The sequence below is a fragment of the Streptomyces sp. NBC_01017 genome (assembly GCF_045162795.1).
GTDB lineage: Bacteria > Actinomycetota > Actinomycetes > Streptomycetales > Streptomycetaceae > Streptomyces > Streptomyces machairae.
This window is the reverse complement of record NZ_CP108683.1, coordinates 5,688,975-5,704,301: the sequence shown is the minus strand read 5'-3', so window position 1 is coordinate 5,704,301 and position 15,327 is coordinate 5,688,975. Positions and strand designations below refer to the sequence as shown.

The following is a 15,327-nucleotide window of genomic DNA, read 5'->3' as shown; positions in this document are numbered from 1 at the left end:
ATAACGGCTGTTGACGTTCCGTCGGGTGGCCCGGTGCGCGGCGTGAGGATCTTGCAAACCGGCGAATCGGTTGAGCGCGGAACGGTAAAGTCCGCAGCATGAACGCTCGGCTGGCACTGCTCGGCACGGTGGCCCCCGGTGTCGCGGAGAGCGAGGTGTTCCGGCTGGCCCTGCAACACGCAGTGGGCGAACTGGGCGCCCTGGGCGGCATGATCCACCTCCGGGGCCCGATGTCCGCGCTGCGCCTGGTGTCGACGGCCGGGCTCCCTCCCGCCCTCACCCGCGCCTGGGAGATCATCGACCAGGAGGGCCCGCTGGCCCCGTCCCACGCGCTGCACGAGGGGAACGGGGTGTGGGTCCCGCTCAGCGCGGCCGGGGGGAACGGGGTGTGGGTCCCGCTCAGCGCGGCCGAGGGGAACGGAGAGTGGGTCCCGCTCAGCCCGGCCGAGAGGAACGGAGAGTGGGTCCCGCTCAGCCCGGCCGAGAGGAACGGAGAGTGGGTCCCGCTCAGCCCGGCCGAGAGGAACGGAGAGTGGGTCCCGCTCAGCCCGGCCGAGAGGAACGGAGAGTGGGTCCCGCTCAGCCCGGCCGAGAGGGCCGAAGCCCTGGGCGGGGCCAGCAGCTTTGCGGGCGAGGCCACCGGCTTTGCGGGGACGGGGACCGGCTCCCCGGGCATGGGCACCGACACCTCGGGGACGGCCGACGGCACCCCAGCTGCGGCCGCCGGTTCCCCGGGCACGGGCACGGGCACGGGCACGGGCACGGGCACCCCGAACGCCGCCACTAGCACCTCGGGGACGGCCCACGGCACCCCGGGCGGGGCCAGCGACTCCCCGAGTACTGCCACCGGCACCTCGGAGACGGCCCACGACACCCCAGCTGCGGCCGCCGGTTCCCCGGGCACCGGCACCTCGGGGACGCCCAGCGACACCCCGGCCGCCGCCAACGGCTCCCCGAGCACGGGCACGGCCACCCCGAACGCCACCACCAGCACCTCGGAGACGGCCCACGACACCCCAGCTGCGGCCGCCGGTTCCCCGGGCACCGGCACCTCGGGGACGCCCAGCGACACCCCGGCCGCCGCCAACGGCTCCCCGAGCACAGCCACCGACACCTCGGGGACAGCCAACGGCACCTCAAGGACGGCCAGCGACACCCCTGGCGCAGCCACCCCCACCTCGGGCGCCGCCACCGACACCCCAAGCGCAGCCACCCCCGCCCCAATCGCAACCACCCACACCCCAATCGCCGCCACCGACGCCCCAAGCGCAGCCACCCACGCCCCAATCGCCGCCACCGACCCTCACGGCACGGCCACCGACCCCCCGAACACCGCCACCCCCTGGCCCGGCACCGGCCTGGCCGCGCTGCCGTTGTTCAGTGGGAGGCGCAGTATCGGTGCCCTCACCGTTCTGATGGGCGACGGAGGCGAACCGAGCCCCGAGCAGTGGGAGTTTCTGCGCGCCGTCATCGCCTGGACCGAGGACCGTATGGTCCAGGCGCCGCCCCCGGCCGGCCCCTCCCACCCCACGCGGCCGGAGCAGAACGGCGGACGCCTGCGCCAGGCGCTGAAGGAGGTCAGCGTCGGCTCCTGGGACTGGAACATCCGGACCGGCGAACTGCTGTGGGACGAGGCCGCGCTGGAGCTGTACGGCACCCGGCCCGAGGACTACGTCGGCCGGGTCGAGAACTGGATGAGGTGCGTCCACCCCGACGACCTGGCGCCGACGCTGGCCCTGGTCGACCGGGCGATCCGGGAGCACGGCGTGTTCGAGGCCGAGTACCGGGTGCGCAAGCTGGACGGCGCCTGGGGCTGGACCCAGGCCCGCGGCAGAGCGACGTACGACGATGACGGCGAACCGCACCGGATGATCGGCGTCGGCTGGGACAGCAACGAGCCGCGTTCCGCCCGTGACGCGCTCGGCCGGGCCCTGCGGCACATGAGCGACGGCTTCCTCGCGATGGACGACGACTGGCGGATCACCTTCGCCAACGTGGAGGCCGAACGCACCCTGGGCTACTCCGAGGAGGAGTTGTTCGGCCGGCTGCTGTGGGACCTGCCCGCCGCCGAGCAGGTGCCGGGCCTGGAGATCCGCTGCCGGCAGGCCGCCGCCGCGGAGAAGTCGGTCAGCTTCGACGTACGGCTGCCGAACGGGCGCCTGTGTCACCTCCGGCTGGTCCCGGGCCCCGACGGCCGCACGATCTACTTCACCGACGTCACCGAGAGGCGGCGGCTGGAGGAGGAGCGCCGGTCCGCCGAGCGGGCCGCGACCGAACGGGCGGCGCGGATCGCGGAGTTGACGGCGGCGCTCGCCAAGGCGACGACCTCGAAGGACGTGGTGGACGCGGTCGCCCGCCGGGTACTGCCGCCGTTCGAGGCGACCGGTCTGGTCGTGCAGGCCGTGGAGGGCGACCGGCTGCACACCGTCGGCTCCGTCGGCTACCCGGAGGACGTCCTCACGGTCCTCGACGGCCGCGAACGTACGGAACCCAGCCCGCTGTGGGACGCGATACTGACCGGCACGCCGCTGTTCATGTCCTCCCCGCGGGAGTTCGCCGACCGCTACCCCGAGCTGGCCGACCTGCCCGCCCGCGCCGACAAGCAGGCCTGGGCGCTCCTCCCGCTGACGGCCTCGGGCCACACCTTCGGCATCTGCGCGGTCACCTTCGACCACCCGCGCCGCCTCACCCACGAGGAGCGCACCCTGCTCACCGCGACCAGCGCCCTGGTCGCCCAGGCCCTGGAACGCGCCCGCCTCTTCGACGCCGAGCACACCCGGTCCCGCGAGCTCCAGCGCAGCCTGCTGCCCCGGGACCTGCCCACCGTCCCCGCCTGCACGGCCGCGGCCCGCTACCTTCCGGCCGGCCCGGGCATGGACGTGGGCGGCGACTGGTACGACATCATCCCGCTCTCGGGCGGCCAGGTGGCTCTGGTCGTGGGCGACGTCATGGGCCACGGGCTGCCCGAGGCGGCGACGATGGGCCGGCTGCGCACCGCCGTGCACACCCTGGCCGACCTCGAACTGCCCCCCGACGAGATCATGAGCCACCTCAACGACATCGTCGGCGGCATGGGCGAGGAGTCGTACGTGACGTGTCTGTACGCGCTGTACGACTCCACGACGAGGATCTGCTCCATAGCCGGCGCAGGCCACCCGCCCCCGGCCCTGCTGCACCCCGACGGCACGGTGGTCTTCCCGTCGCTGTCGGCCGACCCGCCCCTGGGCGCCGCCGAGCCCCCGTTCGAGACGACGGAGATCCCGGTCCCCGAGGGCAGCGTCCTCGTGCTGTACACCGACGGCCTGGTGGAGTCGTCGAAGCGCGAGATGGACGAGGGCATGGCGGCGCTCGCCGACGTACTGCGCTCCTCGCACGCGGACGGCACGGCGAAGGACCTTGAACAGCTGTGCGAGCGGGTCACCTCCGCCCTCCTCCCCGACGACCACCAGGCGCCCGACGACGCGGCCTTCCTGCTGGCCCGCCTGCACGCGCTGCCCGCCACCCGCATGGCCTCCTGGCCCCTCCCCGACGACCCCAGGGCGGCCGGCCAGGCCCGCGGCCTGATCCGCAGGCAGCTCGCGGCCTGGGGCCTGGACGACCTGGCCCCCACCACCGAACTCCTGGCCAGCGAACTCGTCGGCAACGTCATCCGCCACGCCAAGGGCCCCCTGCGCCTACGGCTCCTCCACGGCGCCGAGCTCATCTGCGAGGTGTTCGACGGCAGCCTGACCATGCCGCGCATACGGCGGGCGACGGAGACGGACGAGGGGGGCCGGGGTCTGCAGCTGGTCACCGCGCTGTCGCAGCGGTGGGGGGCGCGGTACACGGCGACGGGGAAGTGCATCTGGACGGAGCAGGCGTTGCAGCCGGCGGCGGACCCGCTGGAGCGGATGTTCCTGGACGTGGCGGGTCTGCCGGAGCTGCTGGGGCTGTCGGAACCGCCGGGGGCGGCGGGCGCGGCGGGCGCGGTTCGGGACCAGGAAGACCCGCCCACTGCCGGGGTACGGTAAAAGCGCCACACTTGTGAGGCAATGCGGAATATACGACGTATGCCGCATGTGGCCCTCCGCAAGAACCGGGGTGTGACGCCATGGCCCACCGCCGCACCGAATCGGCCGGTACCGCCAGAGAGCTGTTGCAGCAGCTCGGGGACCTCACGGGCCGGATCATGGACCAGATCAAGCTCCAGCAGGCGCGCGTCGAGCTCGCCGCCGCGCTCCAGCGCCAGGTCCTCGCCGCGGAGCTCCCCGCGGTGCCCGGTCTGCAGGCGGCGGGACGGTACACGCCGGCGCGGGGCGGGCTGGACATCGGCGGCGACTGGTACGACGGCTTCCTGATGCCGGACGGCTCGGTGGGGTTCGCCATCGGGGACGTACAGGGCCATGACGTCGAGGCAGCGGCGCACATGGGGCAGGTGCGGACCTGTCTGCGCGCCGTCGCGACCGCCACCACGGACCCCGCAGAGATACTCGGACGCACCAACGACCTGCTCGTCGCGATGGCCTCCGAGCTGTTCGTGACCTGCTCGTTCCTGCGCTTCGACCCGACCACCGGTGAGCTGTGCGACGCCCGCGCCGGGCACGTCCCGGCCGTCTGGGGCTCGGCCGACGGCCGCTGCGAGATCGTCCTGCACGACGGCGGCCTGCCCCTGGGCATCCACGCCGGCGAGCACTACCCGTCGTCCTGTCGGCAGCTGACCGGCGCGGGCGCGTTCGTGCTGCTCACCGACGGTGTGGTGGAAGGCCCCGACTACCCGATCGACGACGGCATGAAGAAGGTGGCCGCCCTGGTCGGCGACGCCTGTTGCACCGACCCGGACGCACTGGCCGCACAGGTGATCAAGGTGGCGGACCTCACCGGCCACAACGACGACGCGGCGGTCCTGGTGCTTCGCTACGACAGCCTCGGGGAGCGCACGCGGACCGGCGGAGGGTGAACGGCAATGCACGAGCGGGACGACGACCGCTGCGGTGGGCAGCGATGACGGCGGCGCCGCCCGGCACACCGCTCCGGCGATACGGCGCCGAGGGTCTGCGACTGGTCGCCGTGACGGCCGCCTACTACGGCAGCGCCGAGCTCGGTCTCGAACAGGAACTGGTACGAGGCCAGGTCACGCCCTTCTGGCCGCCCACCGGCATCGCGCTCGTCGCCCTGATGCTCTGGGGGCTTCGCATGTGGCCGGCCGTCGCGGTCGGGGCGTTCGTGGTGAACGTGACGCTCGGACCGTCGATCCTCCCCGTGCTCGCCATCGCGGCCGGCAACACCATCGCCCCGATCTGCGCCTGCCTCCTCCTGCGGCGCGCGGGATTCCGCCCCGCCCTGGACCGACTACAGGACGCCCTCGCCCTGGTCTTCCTCGGCGCCCTGGGCGGCATGGTGATCAGCGCGACGATCGGCACGGGCGTCCTGGTGGCCGCCGGCGCGCTGCCGGCCGGCGAGTTCTGGGCGACCTGGTCGGTGTGGTGGACGGGCGACGCGATGGGCGTCCTGTTCATCGCCCCGCTCCTGCTGGCCGCCCGCAGCGCCCGCCTGCCCCGCGGCTCCCCGGTGCTGCGCGGCGCGGAGGCCCTGCTCCTGCTGGGCGGCACGGCGACGATCACCCTGGTCGCCACCCACAGCTCGGTCGACCTCCTCTTCCTGGTCGTCCCCTTCCTCATCTGGGCGGCCTTCCGCTTCCAACTCCTCGGCGCCGCCCCCTGCGCCCTGACCGCCTCCATCGTCGCGATCACCGCGGGCGCCGTGGGCTCGGGCCCCTTCGCCGGCCAGGACCTCCTCGGCAAGATGGTCATCCTCCAGGCCTTCAACGGCACCGTGGCCCTGACGGCCCTCCTGCTCTCAGCAGTGATCACCGAACGGAACCAAACCCTCCAGGCCCTCCAGGAGGCCTGCGACGACCTCACAGAGGCCCTGACCCAACTCGCCCCGGACCGCCCCCTCACCACGCTCCCACCCCGGCCCGACCCGACTCCGGCACGGACGAACGGAGGGCCGACGCACCGGACTTCAGACGACGCCTGAGATCTGTGCAAGCCTGCGGCGTCGGACGACCGCAGGCACATGTTCACCGCCGAACGGTCGAACCGTCCGATGTCTCCTGCCCCTCGGGCAGGGTTGTCCGCAGCGGCCCGCACCGAGATCGCCGCTCCCCGTTGTTCCTCCGGGTCGAGCTCCCTGCCGTCCAGTACTGCGGTCCCCTTGGCACTGCGGTCCCCTGGGCCCGATCCATGAAGGCCTCGCAGTCGGAGGGCTCCCCACGAGGTTCACCAAGGGGAACGCAAGGGGCACTCCTGAGGGGACCTTGCGCGACCGCTCGACCTGCCCGCCGAAAGAGCCCGCCAAGAACCGGACGTCTCGCGCCTGGTTGCGCCCACACGAGCTGCCGTCCTGATCGCCAACGGAATTCGCCCCCTCCGGCTCCGAGGCCGCCCAGCTCCACCACCGGCAGACTGGCGGCCAGAGCCCCGAGGCTCAAGAACGCCGTGTGCTCGCATCACAGGGCGTCGATCTGCCACGCGATCACGCCGGTCGCCCCCTTGGCGCCCTCCACATCGACACGGACCAGCCTGTCCCCAGCGATCCGCTGCTGAACCACTGACTCATCGCACGGCACCGTGGCCCCCGCTCCAGCGCTCGCAGGCACGAACTCCAGCTGTGCGCTGCCGCTGCCGGCACACACCAGGTTGAGCCGGTAGATCTTCCCCTTGCTGAGCCCGGGCTCGGTGTGAATGCCGTCGGTCACGCGTTCCACGCCGGCCTCGACCATTGCCCCGTTCCGGACAGCGGCAAGAGCCGCCCGGGCCTGCTCGGTGAGCTTCTTCTCCGATGGCTCAGTGGCCGGTCGGGGCCGACTCGGCGCAGGCGAGGGTGAATTCGCCGCGCTGTCCGCCCGGCTCCCGGATGCCGTGCATGAGGTGAGCAGAAATGCCGACACCACGAAAGCGCACCCGGCGAGCCGGGTCGCCCGCAGGCTCGAGTAGGTCATGACTTGGTCCGTCGTCTCGTCGGCAGAAACAGCCGTGTCGTCAGCCTGCGCTTCTCTGCTTCGGGACTGTGGGTACTGCTGCTGCAGAGAAGCAGCCCGGCACTGGCAGCGCCGGGCGACTTGGACAGTATGCCTAGGGCATGCACGCGACAAGTAAAGGATCGTCGCGAACCCCGTCTAAGCCGCGAGCTCACGACGAACAGCCGCAAGTCGCTCGCGGGCCGAGTCAAGCCACTCGGCCTTGAGGTCGATCGGGACCCGGACGGAAATCTGAGTGCTGGACGCGTCGTGCACCTCGACCACGTACGGGTCCTCCGCAACCAAGGTGAGGTAGGCCGTGCGCCCCTCGCTCGGCCAGTTGCCGGTGAAGACGGTGTCAGCCTCGTCGGCTTCGGCGTCCCCTTCCTCGACGGCGTCCAGGAGCGCCGCCCAGTCGGCGATTGTCATCGGCATGGAAACCCGTCCGCGCAGCGGCGTTCACGAAGCCACTGCGGATGACGATCTCGGCGTCGTAGTAGCCGAGCTGCGGAGTCGCGGACAACAGCCGGACGGCAACGCCCTGTACGCCATCGTCCAGGACGATCAAGTCGAGTGGCTCAACGTTCTCCATCGAGGGCTTCTCCTTGAGCTGACATCAACCGCTACCGCACTTCACTGCTGTACGGCACGAAAAAGCCCCCTCCGGGATGATCCCGAGGGGGCTTTGACCTGTGTGCACTCGGCAGGATTCGAACCTGCAACCTTCTGATCCGTAGTCAGATGCTCTATCCGTTAAGCTACGAGTGCTTGTTGTTCTGTTTTCCCGCCGCTCCCGGCCCTTCTGGCCCGCTCGCGGCGACAGGAAGAACATTACATGACTGCCGCCGCCATGTGAAATCCGTTTGCCGTACCCCTTGTGACCTGCGAAAACGGCCTGATGGAGGCGAATCTCAGGGGTGTCGCAAAACGCCGAAGCCCCGGTCCTGGGACCGGGGCTTCGTGATCTAGCGCGGAGGCGGAGGGATTTGAACCCTCGATGGGCTTTAAGGCCCAAACCGCATTAGCAGTGCGGCGCCATAGACCGGACTAGGCGACGCCTCCAGCACAGCCGCCCGCGCGAGCGCGAGTGGTGCGTGCAGATGATGACACAGTCGAGCGTGCTGTCACCAATCGACCTCCACGGTACTAGGCGGGTGGGCCGCAGGGCAAAGCTCTTCCCGGCGTGCTTCGCGGAGCGCCGGGCAGGGAGGGGCGGGGCCGCAACGTACGCGGGGGTGCGGCGTTAGTCAGGTCATGTTGCAGGTCAACCGTTCCGCCCCGGCCCGGCGCCTTCGCCGGCTGCTCTTCGTCGCCGCCGGCTCTCTCGTCGCCGTCGGCTCCACGTCCGTCGTGCCCGCCGCCGCGCACGCCCAGGCCGCGCCGGTCCCCCTCGCGTCCCCGTCCCTGAAGGACCCCGGCCGCTCCGGCGACCACCTCACCGTCACCGTCCGCAATGCCGGCGGCGCCGACGGAACCCACGAGCTGTCCTGCCACCCGGCCGGCGGCGACCACCCCGACGCCGCCGGAGCCTGTGCGGCGCTCGATCGCGGTGGCAGGTGGGGCAGGGACACCTTCGCTCCGGCGGCGCGGGACGGCTTCTGCACCATGCAGTACGGCGGGCCGGCGACCGCGCATGTCACCGGGACCTGGGCCGGGCGCCCCGTCGACGCGCGGTACGACCGCAGCAACGGGTGCGAGATCGACCGCTGGGACCGGCTCGTGCCGCTCCTTCCCGACCTGCGGCGGCAGGGGCGGCCGTAGCCGCACGACAGCGCCGGGCCGCCCTACGTCAGGAAGCAGGGGGTCCGGTACGCCGTCGCACAGGCTTTCCATGAGGGAAGCATCGGCTCCGTAAAAGTCCCGCGAAGGTCTCGCGAAGCCCGAAGGACGCTGGCGGGACGTCGGCACAGGCGGACATACGTTCTGGGTCACTTCGTCGTGCGACCTCCCTCTCATCCGACGCCGCGAGCGCAACCCCAGCCTTTAGACTCCCTCGCGTGACACGTCGCGGGCCGGTTGGCAAGATGGCCCGAGCGGTCGGCAAGGTGCGGTAACAGGGAGGAAGCGTCTCGTGAGCAGCAGGCCATCCCGAGGCGCTGCTCGCCTCGCAGCCATACTCGACGCGCTTCCCGATGCGTTGGTGCTGGTCAACGCCAATGGGACCGTCGTCAACGCCAACACCATCGCCCTGGAGGCCTTCGAGGCGCCGGGGACGGCTCTGGTGGGGCGGGGGCTGCTCGATCTGCTGCCGCAGTTCGACTCCAAGCTGATTCCGGGGTCCATGCGGCGGCCCGACCACATGGACCCGCAGGGCCGGACCAAGCCGACCCGGATGATGGCCCGGCGGACCGACGGCGGCGAGTTCCCCGTCGAGGTCACGTCCGCGAACCTCGAGAACGGGCAACAGGCCTACGACGGATACGGCTACGGCGGTGACGAGCTGCTGATGCTCGTCGTACGGGATCTGACCGGCACCGTCGACACCGAGGCCGAGCTGGCGCGTTCGCAGCGGCAGACCGAGATGATTCTGCGGGCCGCTTCGGAGGGTGTCATCGGCACCGACACCGACGGGCGGATCGTCCTCGTCAACCCGGCCGCCGCTCAGATACTGGGTTATCGGGCCAGCGACCTCGGCGGACGCGAGCTGCACACGCTCGTCCTGCACTCCCGTGTCGACGGGTCGCCCTTCCCGTACGAGGAGTCCGCGCTCGCCGACACCCTGCGATCGGGGCGCAAGCACCGGGTGCGTGGGCAGGTGCTGTGGTCCAAGGGCGGGGACGAGGTGTCCGTCGACCTGACGACCGCGCCGGTGCGCGACGGCGACCAGCTCGTCGGCGCCGTGATGACCTTCACCGACCGTCGGCCCTACGACGCCCTCTCCGAGGAGAAGACCACCGCCGAGGAGCGGCACGCCGAGGAGCTGGAGCGGCTCGCCGAGGAGCACTCCTCCGAGCTGACCGCCCTGCGGCAGAAGCATGTGAGCGAGGTCGAGGAGCTCCAGGAGCTGCACGCCGAGGAGCTCGCCGCCGGCGAGGAGCGGTACGCCGCGCTCGGGGAACGGGAGAAGGACCGGTACGAGGCGCTGGCGGCTCGGCACGAGCAGTTGCTGACGCTGCTCGCCGGCTCGCTCCGGGGTCCCCTCGACGAGCTCCGCCGTGAACTGGCCGCGCTCGCCGCCGACGACGCCGGGCAGCTGTGGCCCGAGGCCAACCAGGTGCTCCATCACCTGTCGGCCGGCTACTCCCGGATCACGACGCTCATCGACAACGTCCTCGGGTACCAGCAGCTCGACTCGGGGACCGACCAGGTCTCCCGTACGAAGGTGATGCTCGACGCCGTCGTCGCCGCGGGTGTCGACGGGGCCGTCGAGCTCATCGGGCCGGGGCGGGTGCAGTTCGCCGTGCACGCGCCGCCCATCGAGGCCGAGGTCGACCCGCAGCGCCTCGCCACCGCGCTCGCGCATCTCGTCGCGGATGTCGCGGGGGTCGACGCGACCGGGAACTCGCCCGTGTCGGCGGGCGGTTACATGGACAACACCGTCGTCGTCGCCGCGGCACAGCGCGGGGAGGTCGTACGGATCGAGGTGCGCGGGCCGTATGCCGGCGGAGACCCGGTGCACGAGCCGATCGTGCGCGGGATCGTGCGGGCGCACGGCGGCGTGCTGCAGACACACGACGTGCCGGGGATGAGCGGCAGTGCGTACGTCCTCGAAGTGCCCATCGGGGGTGGGGCGGGAGCCGTTCCGGCCGCCTCCGTGGACGGTGTCGCGCCTGAGGCCGGTGACGGGACCGAGGGTGCCGCTGCGGCTACCGGTGCCGAGCAGGGTGCGGGCGGCGGGCGGCGGCGGGCCCGGCGGTCCTCCGTGGACGCCTTCCTGGAGGGCGACACGCCCGGTGCCGACGCCGATTCCGGTGACTCGGATGGCTCTGCGCCCACCGGGCGGCGGCGCAGGCGTGCGGCAGCTGCCGCTCCGGAACTGCCCCAGGGCGGAGCGGACGCCGGCGGCGAGGCCTCCGGCGGTACCGGACGGCGGCGCGGACGACCTGCCGAGGACGGCGGGGACGGCGGCGACGGCGTCTCCGAGGGGGCCGTCGTCACGGCCGCCGAACATGCGGCGGGGGCCGCGGCCACCGGGAACGGCCTCGGCGGGACCGTACCTCCGCAAGGGGTGCCCGCACCCGGCGGACGGCGCGCCCGGCGGGACGGCGGCGAGCAGCACGCCCTGCCGCCCGCCCTGCCCGCGGCCGGCGCCTCCGCTTCGGCTTCCGGGTCCGGTACGGCCGGCTCGGGCGACGCTCCCCAGCCGTCCGGACGGCGTCGACGTGCCCTCGCCACGGCCGCCGAGCGGGGTGCCGCGCAGGCGCAGGAGGCGGGGCCCCGTCCGGTGTTCGCGCTGCCGCCCGCCGCGGCGGACCGGACTGGTGCCAGTAGGGGGGAGGGGCAGGGCGGTGGTGAGCCGGCTGCGGCTCCTTCTACGGCGGCGGCTATGACGCCGGGTGTGGCTGGGGCGCCGGGTGCGCCTGTGGCTGCTCCGGGTGCGGTCCCGGCCGCCGTACAGGCGCAGGCCCAGGTTCCCGGGCAGGTCCCGGCTCCGGGGCAGGTCCAGGTACCCGGGCAGGGGGCTCCTGGGGACGTTCTTGTCGACGAGGGCCGGCACGATGCCGTGCCGCACGATCAGGCCGCGGACCACACCCCGCCGCAGCCGCATCCGACCAGCGGGCCGACCGGGCGTCGCCGACGGGCCGTGGGCCAGCCGGGTACGGAACACCCCGCGCAGCCGGTTCCGGACCAGCCCGCCCGGCCCACCGCGCCGAATCCCGCCGCCCCGAGCGGGCCCCTCCCCGCCGAGGCGGCCCCCGAGCAGGGCACCCCGGCTCAAGGCACCCCGGCCCCGCAGCCGTGGCCCGCCGCCGATGACACCCCGGACGCCGGGACTGCCGTACCGGCGAACGTCGCTGCCGGCACGCCCGTACCCCCGCAGGCCGCGCCGGGCGCACCCGTGCCGCCGAAGCCGAACGGCACCCGTACCGCGCAGCCCCAGCCCGCCTCGGGCACGCCGGCTCCGGGCACCCCGTTGCCTCCGGAAGCGGCGGCTGCGGCCGGTCCGTCCGAGCGGGCGGCCCAGCCGCTGCCCGCCGAAGCCGCGGCTCCCGGTGCCCCGGCCGCCCCCGTCGACCCGAACTCGACGCAGGGCCGGGCGATCAGTGTGCGGACGTTGGGGCAGGGGGTGCCGTTCACGCGGCAGGCTGCTCAGGTGCAGCAGCCTGCGCCGCCGTCTGCCACGCCTCCCCCGCATCAGACGAGCGGCGGACGGCGCCGCAAGCTGGGTACGCCGCCCGACCCCGCCGCGCGGCCCGGCGCTTCGCCGGAGCAGGCGGCGCGGCCGCATCCGCCGACCGAGCAGCCGGTGCCCGCACAGCCGCAGCAGTCGCTCGGCGGGCAACAGCAGTCCCAGCCGCAGACCCAGTCGTCGCCGGCCGGGCAGTCGCGGCCGGCGCCGACGGCCGAGGCGGCCGGACGGTCGTACGCCATAGGTGCGCCGGACGAGAACGCAGCCGAAGGGCCCGAGCCGCTGGACGGGCCGGGCGGGGCCATCGAGGTCGCCGACACCCCGCGCCCGCAGCCGATGGACGACGAGCTTCCGCCGGAGCCGCTCGACAACCCGCGGCGGCTGCTGGTGTGGCCCGCGCCGGATGTGACGACCCAGCAGGCGCTGAGCGACCGCGGCTACCGGCCGGTCATCGTGCACTCGCGCGAGGAGGTCGACGCGCAGATCGCGGCGTTCCCGGCCGCGCTGTTCGTCGACCCGCTGACCGGGCCGATCACGCGGACCGCGCTGCAGTCGCTGCGGCAGGCCGCCGTCGCGGCCGAAGTGCCGGTGATGGTGACCGCGGGCCTCGGACAGGCCTCGCGGGAGGCGGCGTACGGCGCCGATCCCGCCGTACTGCTCAAGGCGCTGGCGCCGCGGGACAGTGAGCAGCACCCGCCGCGCGTGCTGCTGATCGAGGAGCACGCGGAGATCGCGCTGGCGCTGACCGCGACGTTGGAGCGGCGCGGGATGCAGGTGGCGCGGGCCGCGAGTGATGCCGACGCGGTGGCGCTGGCGGGTGACTTCCGGCCGAACCTGGTCGTGATGGACCTGCTCCAGGTGCATCGGCGCCGGGCCGGGATCGTGGACTGGCTGCGCGCGAACGGGCAGCTCAACCGCACCCCGCTCGTCGTCTACACCGCCGCCGTCGACCAGGCCGACCTGCCCCGACTGGCCTCCGGCGAGACGGTGCTGTTCCTGGCCGAACGGTCCACGAGCGGTGAGGTGCAGTCTCGGATCGTGGACCTGCTGTCGCGGATCGGGACCAACTAACCGGCAGGTGAAGCGCCCCGAAAGGGGCGCGGGACTGTTTCGATGTGCGGCTAACGCCGCGTGGGGCGAGCAGCTGCGGACCACCCGCAGCCGCCCGCCCCACGACAGTTCCCCGCAACGACGCCCCGTCGGAGCCGTCAGAGCCGTCAGAGCCGTCAGAGCTGGGTGACGTCCAGATCGCCCTCGGCGTACTGCCGGCGCAGCACCTTCTTGTCGAACTTGCCGACGCTCGTCTTCGGCACCGCCGCGATGACCGTCCACCGCTCCGGCAGCTGCCACTTGGCGATCTTGCCCTCGTCGGCGAGGAAGGCGCGCAGGGTCTCGAAGTCGGCGTTGGCGCCCTCCCTGAGGACGACGGTCGCCAGCGGGCGCTCGCCCCACTTCTCGTCGGGGACGGCGACCACGGCGGCCTCGGCGACGTCCGGGTGGGACATCAGCGCATTCTCCAGGTCGACCGAGGAGATCCACTCGCCGCCGGACTTGATGACGTCCTTGGCGCGGTCGGTGAGGGTGAGGAAACCGTCGGAGGAGATGGTGCCGACGTCGCCGGTCTTCAGCCAGCCGTCCTCGCTGAACTTGTCGGCGGGGCGCAGCGGTTCGGCGTCGGGGCCGTTGTAGTACGCGCCCGCGATCCAGGGGCCGCGCACCTCCAGCTCGCCCGCCGACTCGCCGTCCCACGGGATGCGCTCGCCGCCGGGGCCGGTGAGCCGGGCCTCGACGCTCGTCGGGAAACGGCCCTGCGTCAGCCGGTACGCGAACTCCTCCGCCGTACCCACCGCGTGCGCCGGCGGCCGTGCGACCGTGCCGAGCGGGGAGGTCTCCGTCATGCCCCAGGCGTGGCAGACCCGCATGCCCAGGCTGTCGAACGCCTCCATGAGCGAGGGCGGGCAGGCCGAGCCGCCGATGGTGACCTGGCCGAGGGTGGAGACGTCCCGGGGGTTCGCGGTGAGCTCGGCGAGCAGGCCCTGCCAGATGGTGGGCACGGCGGCCGCGTGGGTCGGCTTCTCGCCCTCGATCATCTGCGCGAGCGGCGCGGGCTGGAGGAAGCGGTCCGGCATCAGCATGTTGACGCCGGTCATGAAGGTGGCGTGCGGCAGTCCCCAGGCGTTGACGTGGAACTGGGGCACCACCACGAGCGAGGTGTCCTGGTCCGTCAGGCCCATCGACTGGGTCATGTTGACCTGCATGGAGTGCAGGTAGATCGAACGGTGCGAGTAGACGACACCCTTCGGGTCGCCCGTGGTGCCGGAGGTGTAGCACATGGCGGCGGCCTGCCGCTCGTCCAGCTCCGGCCAGTCGTACGTCGTCGGCTTGCCGGCGATCAGTTCCTCGTACTCGTGCACCTGCACGTCGGCGGCCGCGAGGCCCGAACGGTCGCCCGGCCCCGACACCACCACGTGCTCCACCGTCTTGAGGTGCGGCAGCAGCGGAACCAGCAGGGGGAGGAGCGAACCATTGGCGATGACGACCCGGTCGGCCGCGTGGTTGACGATCCAGGCCAACTGCTCGGCCGGGAGGCGCAGGTTGAGCGTGTGCAGGATCGCGCCCATGGAGGGGATCGCGAAGTAGGCCTCGACGTGCTCGGCGTTGTTCCACATCAGGGTCGCGACCCGTTCGTCGCCGGCCACGCCCAGGTCCTCGCGCAGGGCGTGCGCCAGCTGGGCCGTGCGGGCACCGACCTCGGCGAAGGATCGGCGGTGCGGCTCGGCCTCACCGGTCCAGGTGGTGACCTGTGATGTTCCGTGGATCGTCGACCCGTGGGTCAGGATCCTCGAGATCAACAGCGGTACGTCCTGCATCGTGCTCAGCACGGCGTCCTCCCGGGGGCGACATTGCCTACGCGGTAGTAAGGGTTGCGGAGATTCTGCGCGCATACCGCGCGGTATGTCACTAGTACCGGCTGATCGATCACGTCACGTTGCGTTCACGGGGCTGTGACGGTAGGCGGGGCGGGGCGGTGGACGCA

Annotated in this window: 8 protein-coding genes and 2 tRNA genes; 5 read left to right on the top strand and 5 right to left on the bottom strand. The window is 72.6% G+C overall.

Translation table 11 applies throughout. The features are described from left to right. Window positions 1–98: 98 nt before the first annotated feature. The 3 genes from OG331_RS26130 (at window position 99) to OG331_RS26120 (ending at window position 6,018) form a co-directional block, all read left to right on the top strand. Window positions 99–4,010 (top strand): SpoIIE family protein phosphatase, encoded by a 3,912-nt coding sequence (locus OG331_RS26130; RefSeq protein WP_406200419.1) that lies wholly within the window; start codon window positions 99–101, stop codon window positions 4,008–4,010. Between the two features lie 80 nt (window positions 4,011–4,090). Continuing rightward, entirely contained in the window at window positions 4,091–4,936 is an 846-nt protein-coding gene (locus OG331_RS26125) for a PP2C family protein-serine/threonine phosphatase (protein ID WP_406200416.1), read from the top strand. Window positions 4,937–4,980: 44 nt separating this feature from the next. Then, window positions 4,981–6,018, top strand: a complete 1,038-nt coding sequence (locus tag OG331_RS26120; RefSeq protein WP_406200414.1) for an MASE1 domain-containing protein — start codon at window positions 4,981–4,983, stop codon at window positions 6,016–6,018. A gap of 472 nt (window positions 6,019–6,490) precedes the next feature. On the opposite strand, the gene OG331_RS26115 is transcribed toward OG331_RS26120, so the two are convergent. The 4 genes from OG331_RS26115 to OG331_RS26100 form a co-directional block, all read right to left on the bottom strand. Next, window positions 6,491–6,763 carry a hypothetical protein gene (locus OG331_RS26115; protein WP_406200412.1) on the bottom strand — a complete coding sequence of 91 codons (273 nt, stop codon included), beginning with the start codon at window positions 6,761–6,763 and terminating at the stop codon, window positions 6,491–6,493. A 396-nt stretch (window positions 6,764–7,159) separates the two neighbouring features. After that, complete coding sequence (locus OG331_RS26110; RefSeq protein WP_406200410.1) at window positions 7,160–7,435, bottom strand: DUF5959 family protein; 276 nt, start codon at window positions 7,433–7,435, stop codon at window positions 7,160–7,162. A 260-nt stretch (window positions 7,436–7,695) separates the two neighbouring features. Further along, window positions 7,696–7,768: transfer RNA gene (locus OG331_RS26105), tRNA-Arg, on the bottom strand. Between the two features lie 203 nt (window positions 7,769–7,971). Then, a tRNA-Ser gene (locus OG331_RS26100) sits at window positions 7,972–8,062 on the bottom strand. 192 nt (window positions 8,063–8,254) lie between these two features. Between OG331_RS26100 and OG331_RS26095 the strand changes: the two genes are divergently transcribed. Then, window positions 8,255–8,761: an SSI family serine proteinase inhibitor gene (locus OG331_RS26095; RefSeq protein ID WP_406200408.1), complete on the top strand. Its 507-nt coding sequence runs from the start codon at window positions 8,255–8,257 to the stop codon at window positions 8,759–8,761. Window positions 8,762–9,071: 310 nt separating this feature from the next. After that, window positions 9,072–13,361, top strand: a complete 4,290-nt coding sequence (locus tag OG331_RS26090; RefSeq protein ID WP_406200405.1) for a PAS domain-containing protein — start codon at window positions 9,072–9,074, stop codon at window positions 13,359–13,361. A 155-nt stretch (window positions 13,362–13,516) separates the two neighbouring features. On the opposite strand, the gene OG331_RS26085 is transcribed toward OG331_RS26090, so the two are convergent. After that, on the bottom strand, window positions 13,517–15,160 hold the full coding sequence (locus tag OG331_RS26085; RefSeq protein WP_406210279.1) for a long-chain fatty acid--CoA ligase: 1,644 nt from the start codon (window positions 15,158–15,160) through the stop codon (window positions 13,517–13,519). Between the last annotated feature and the right edge of the window lie 167 nt (window positions 15,161–15,327).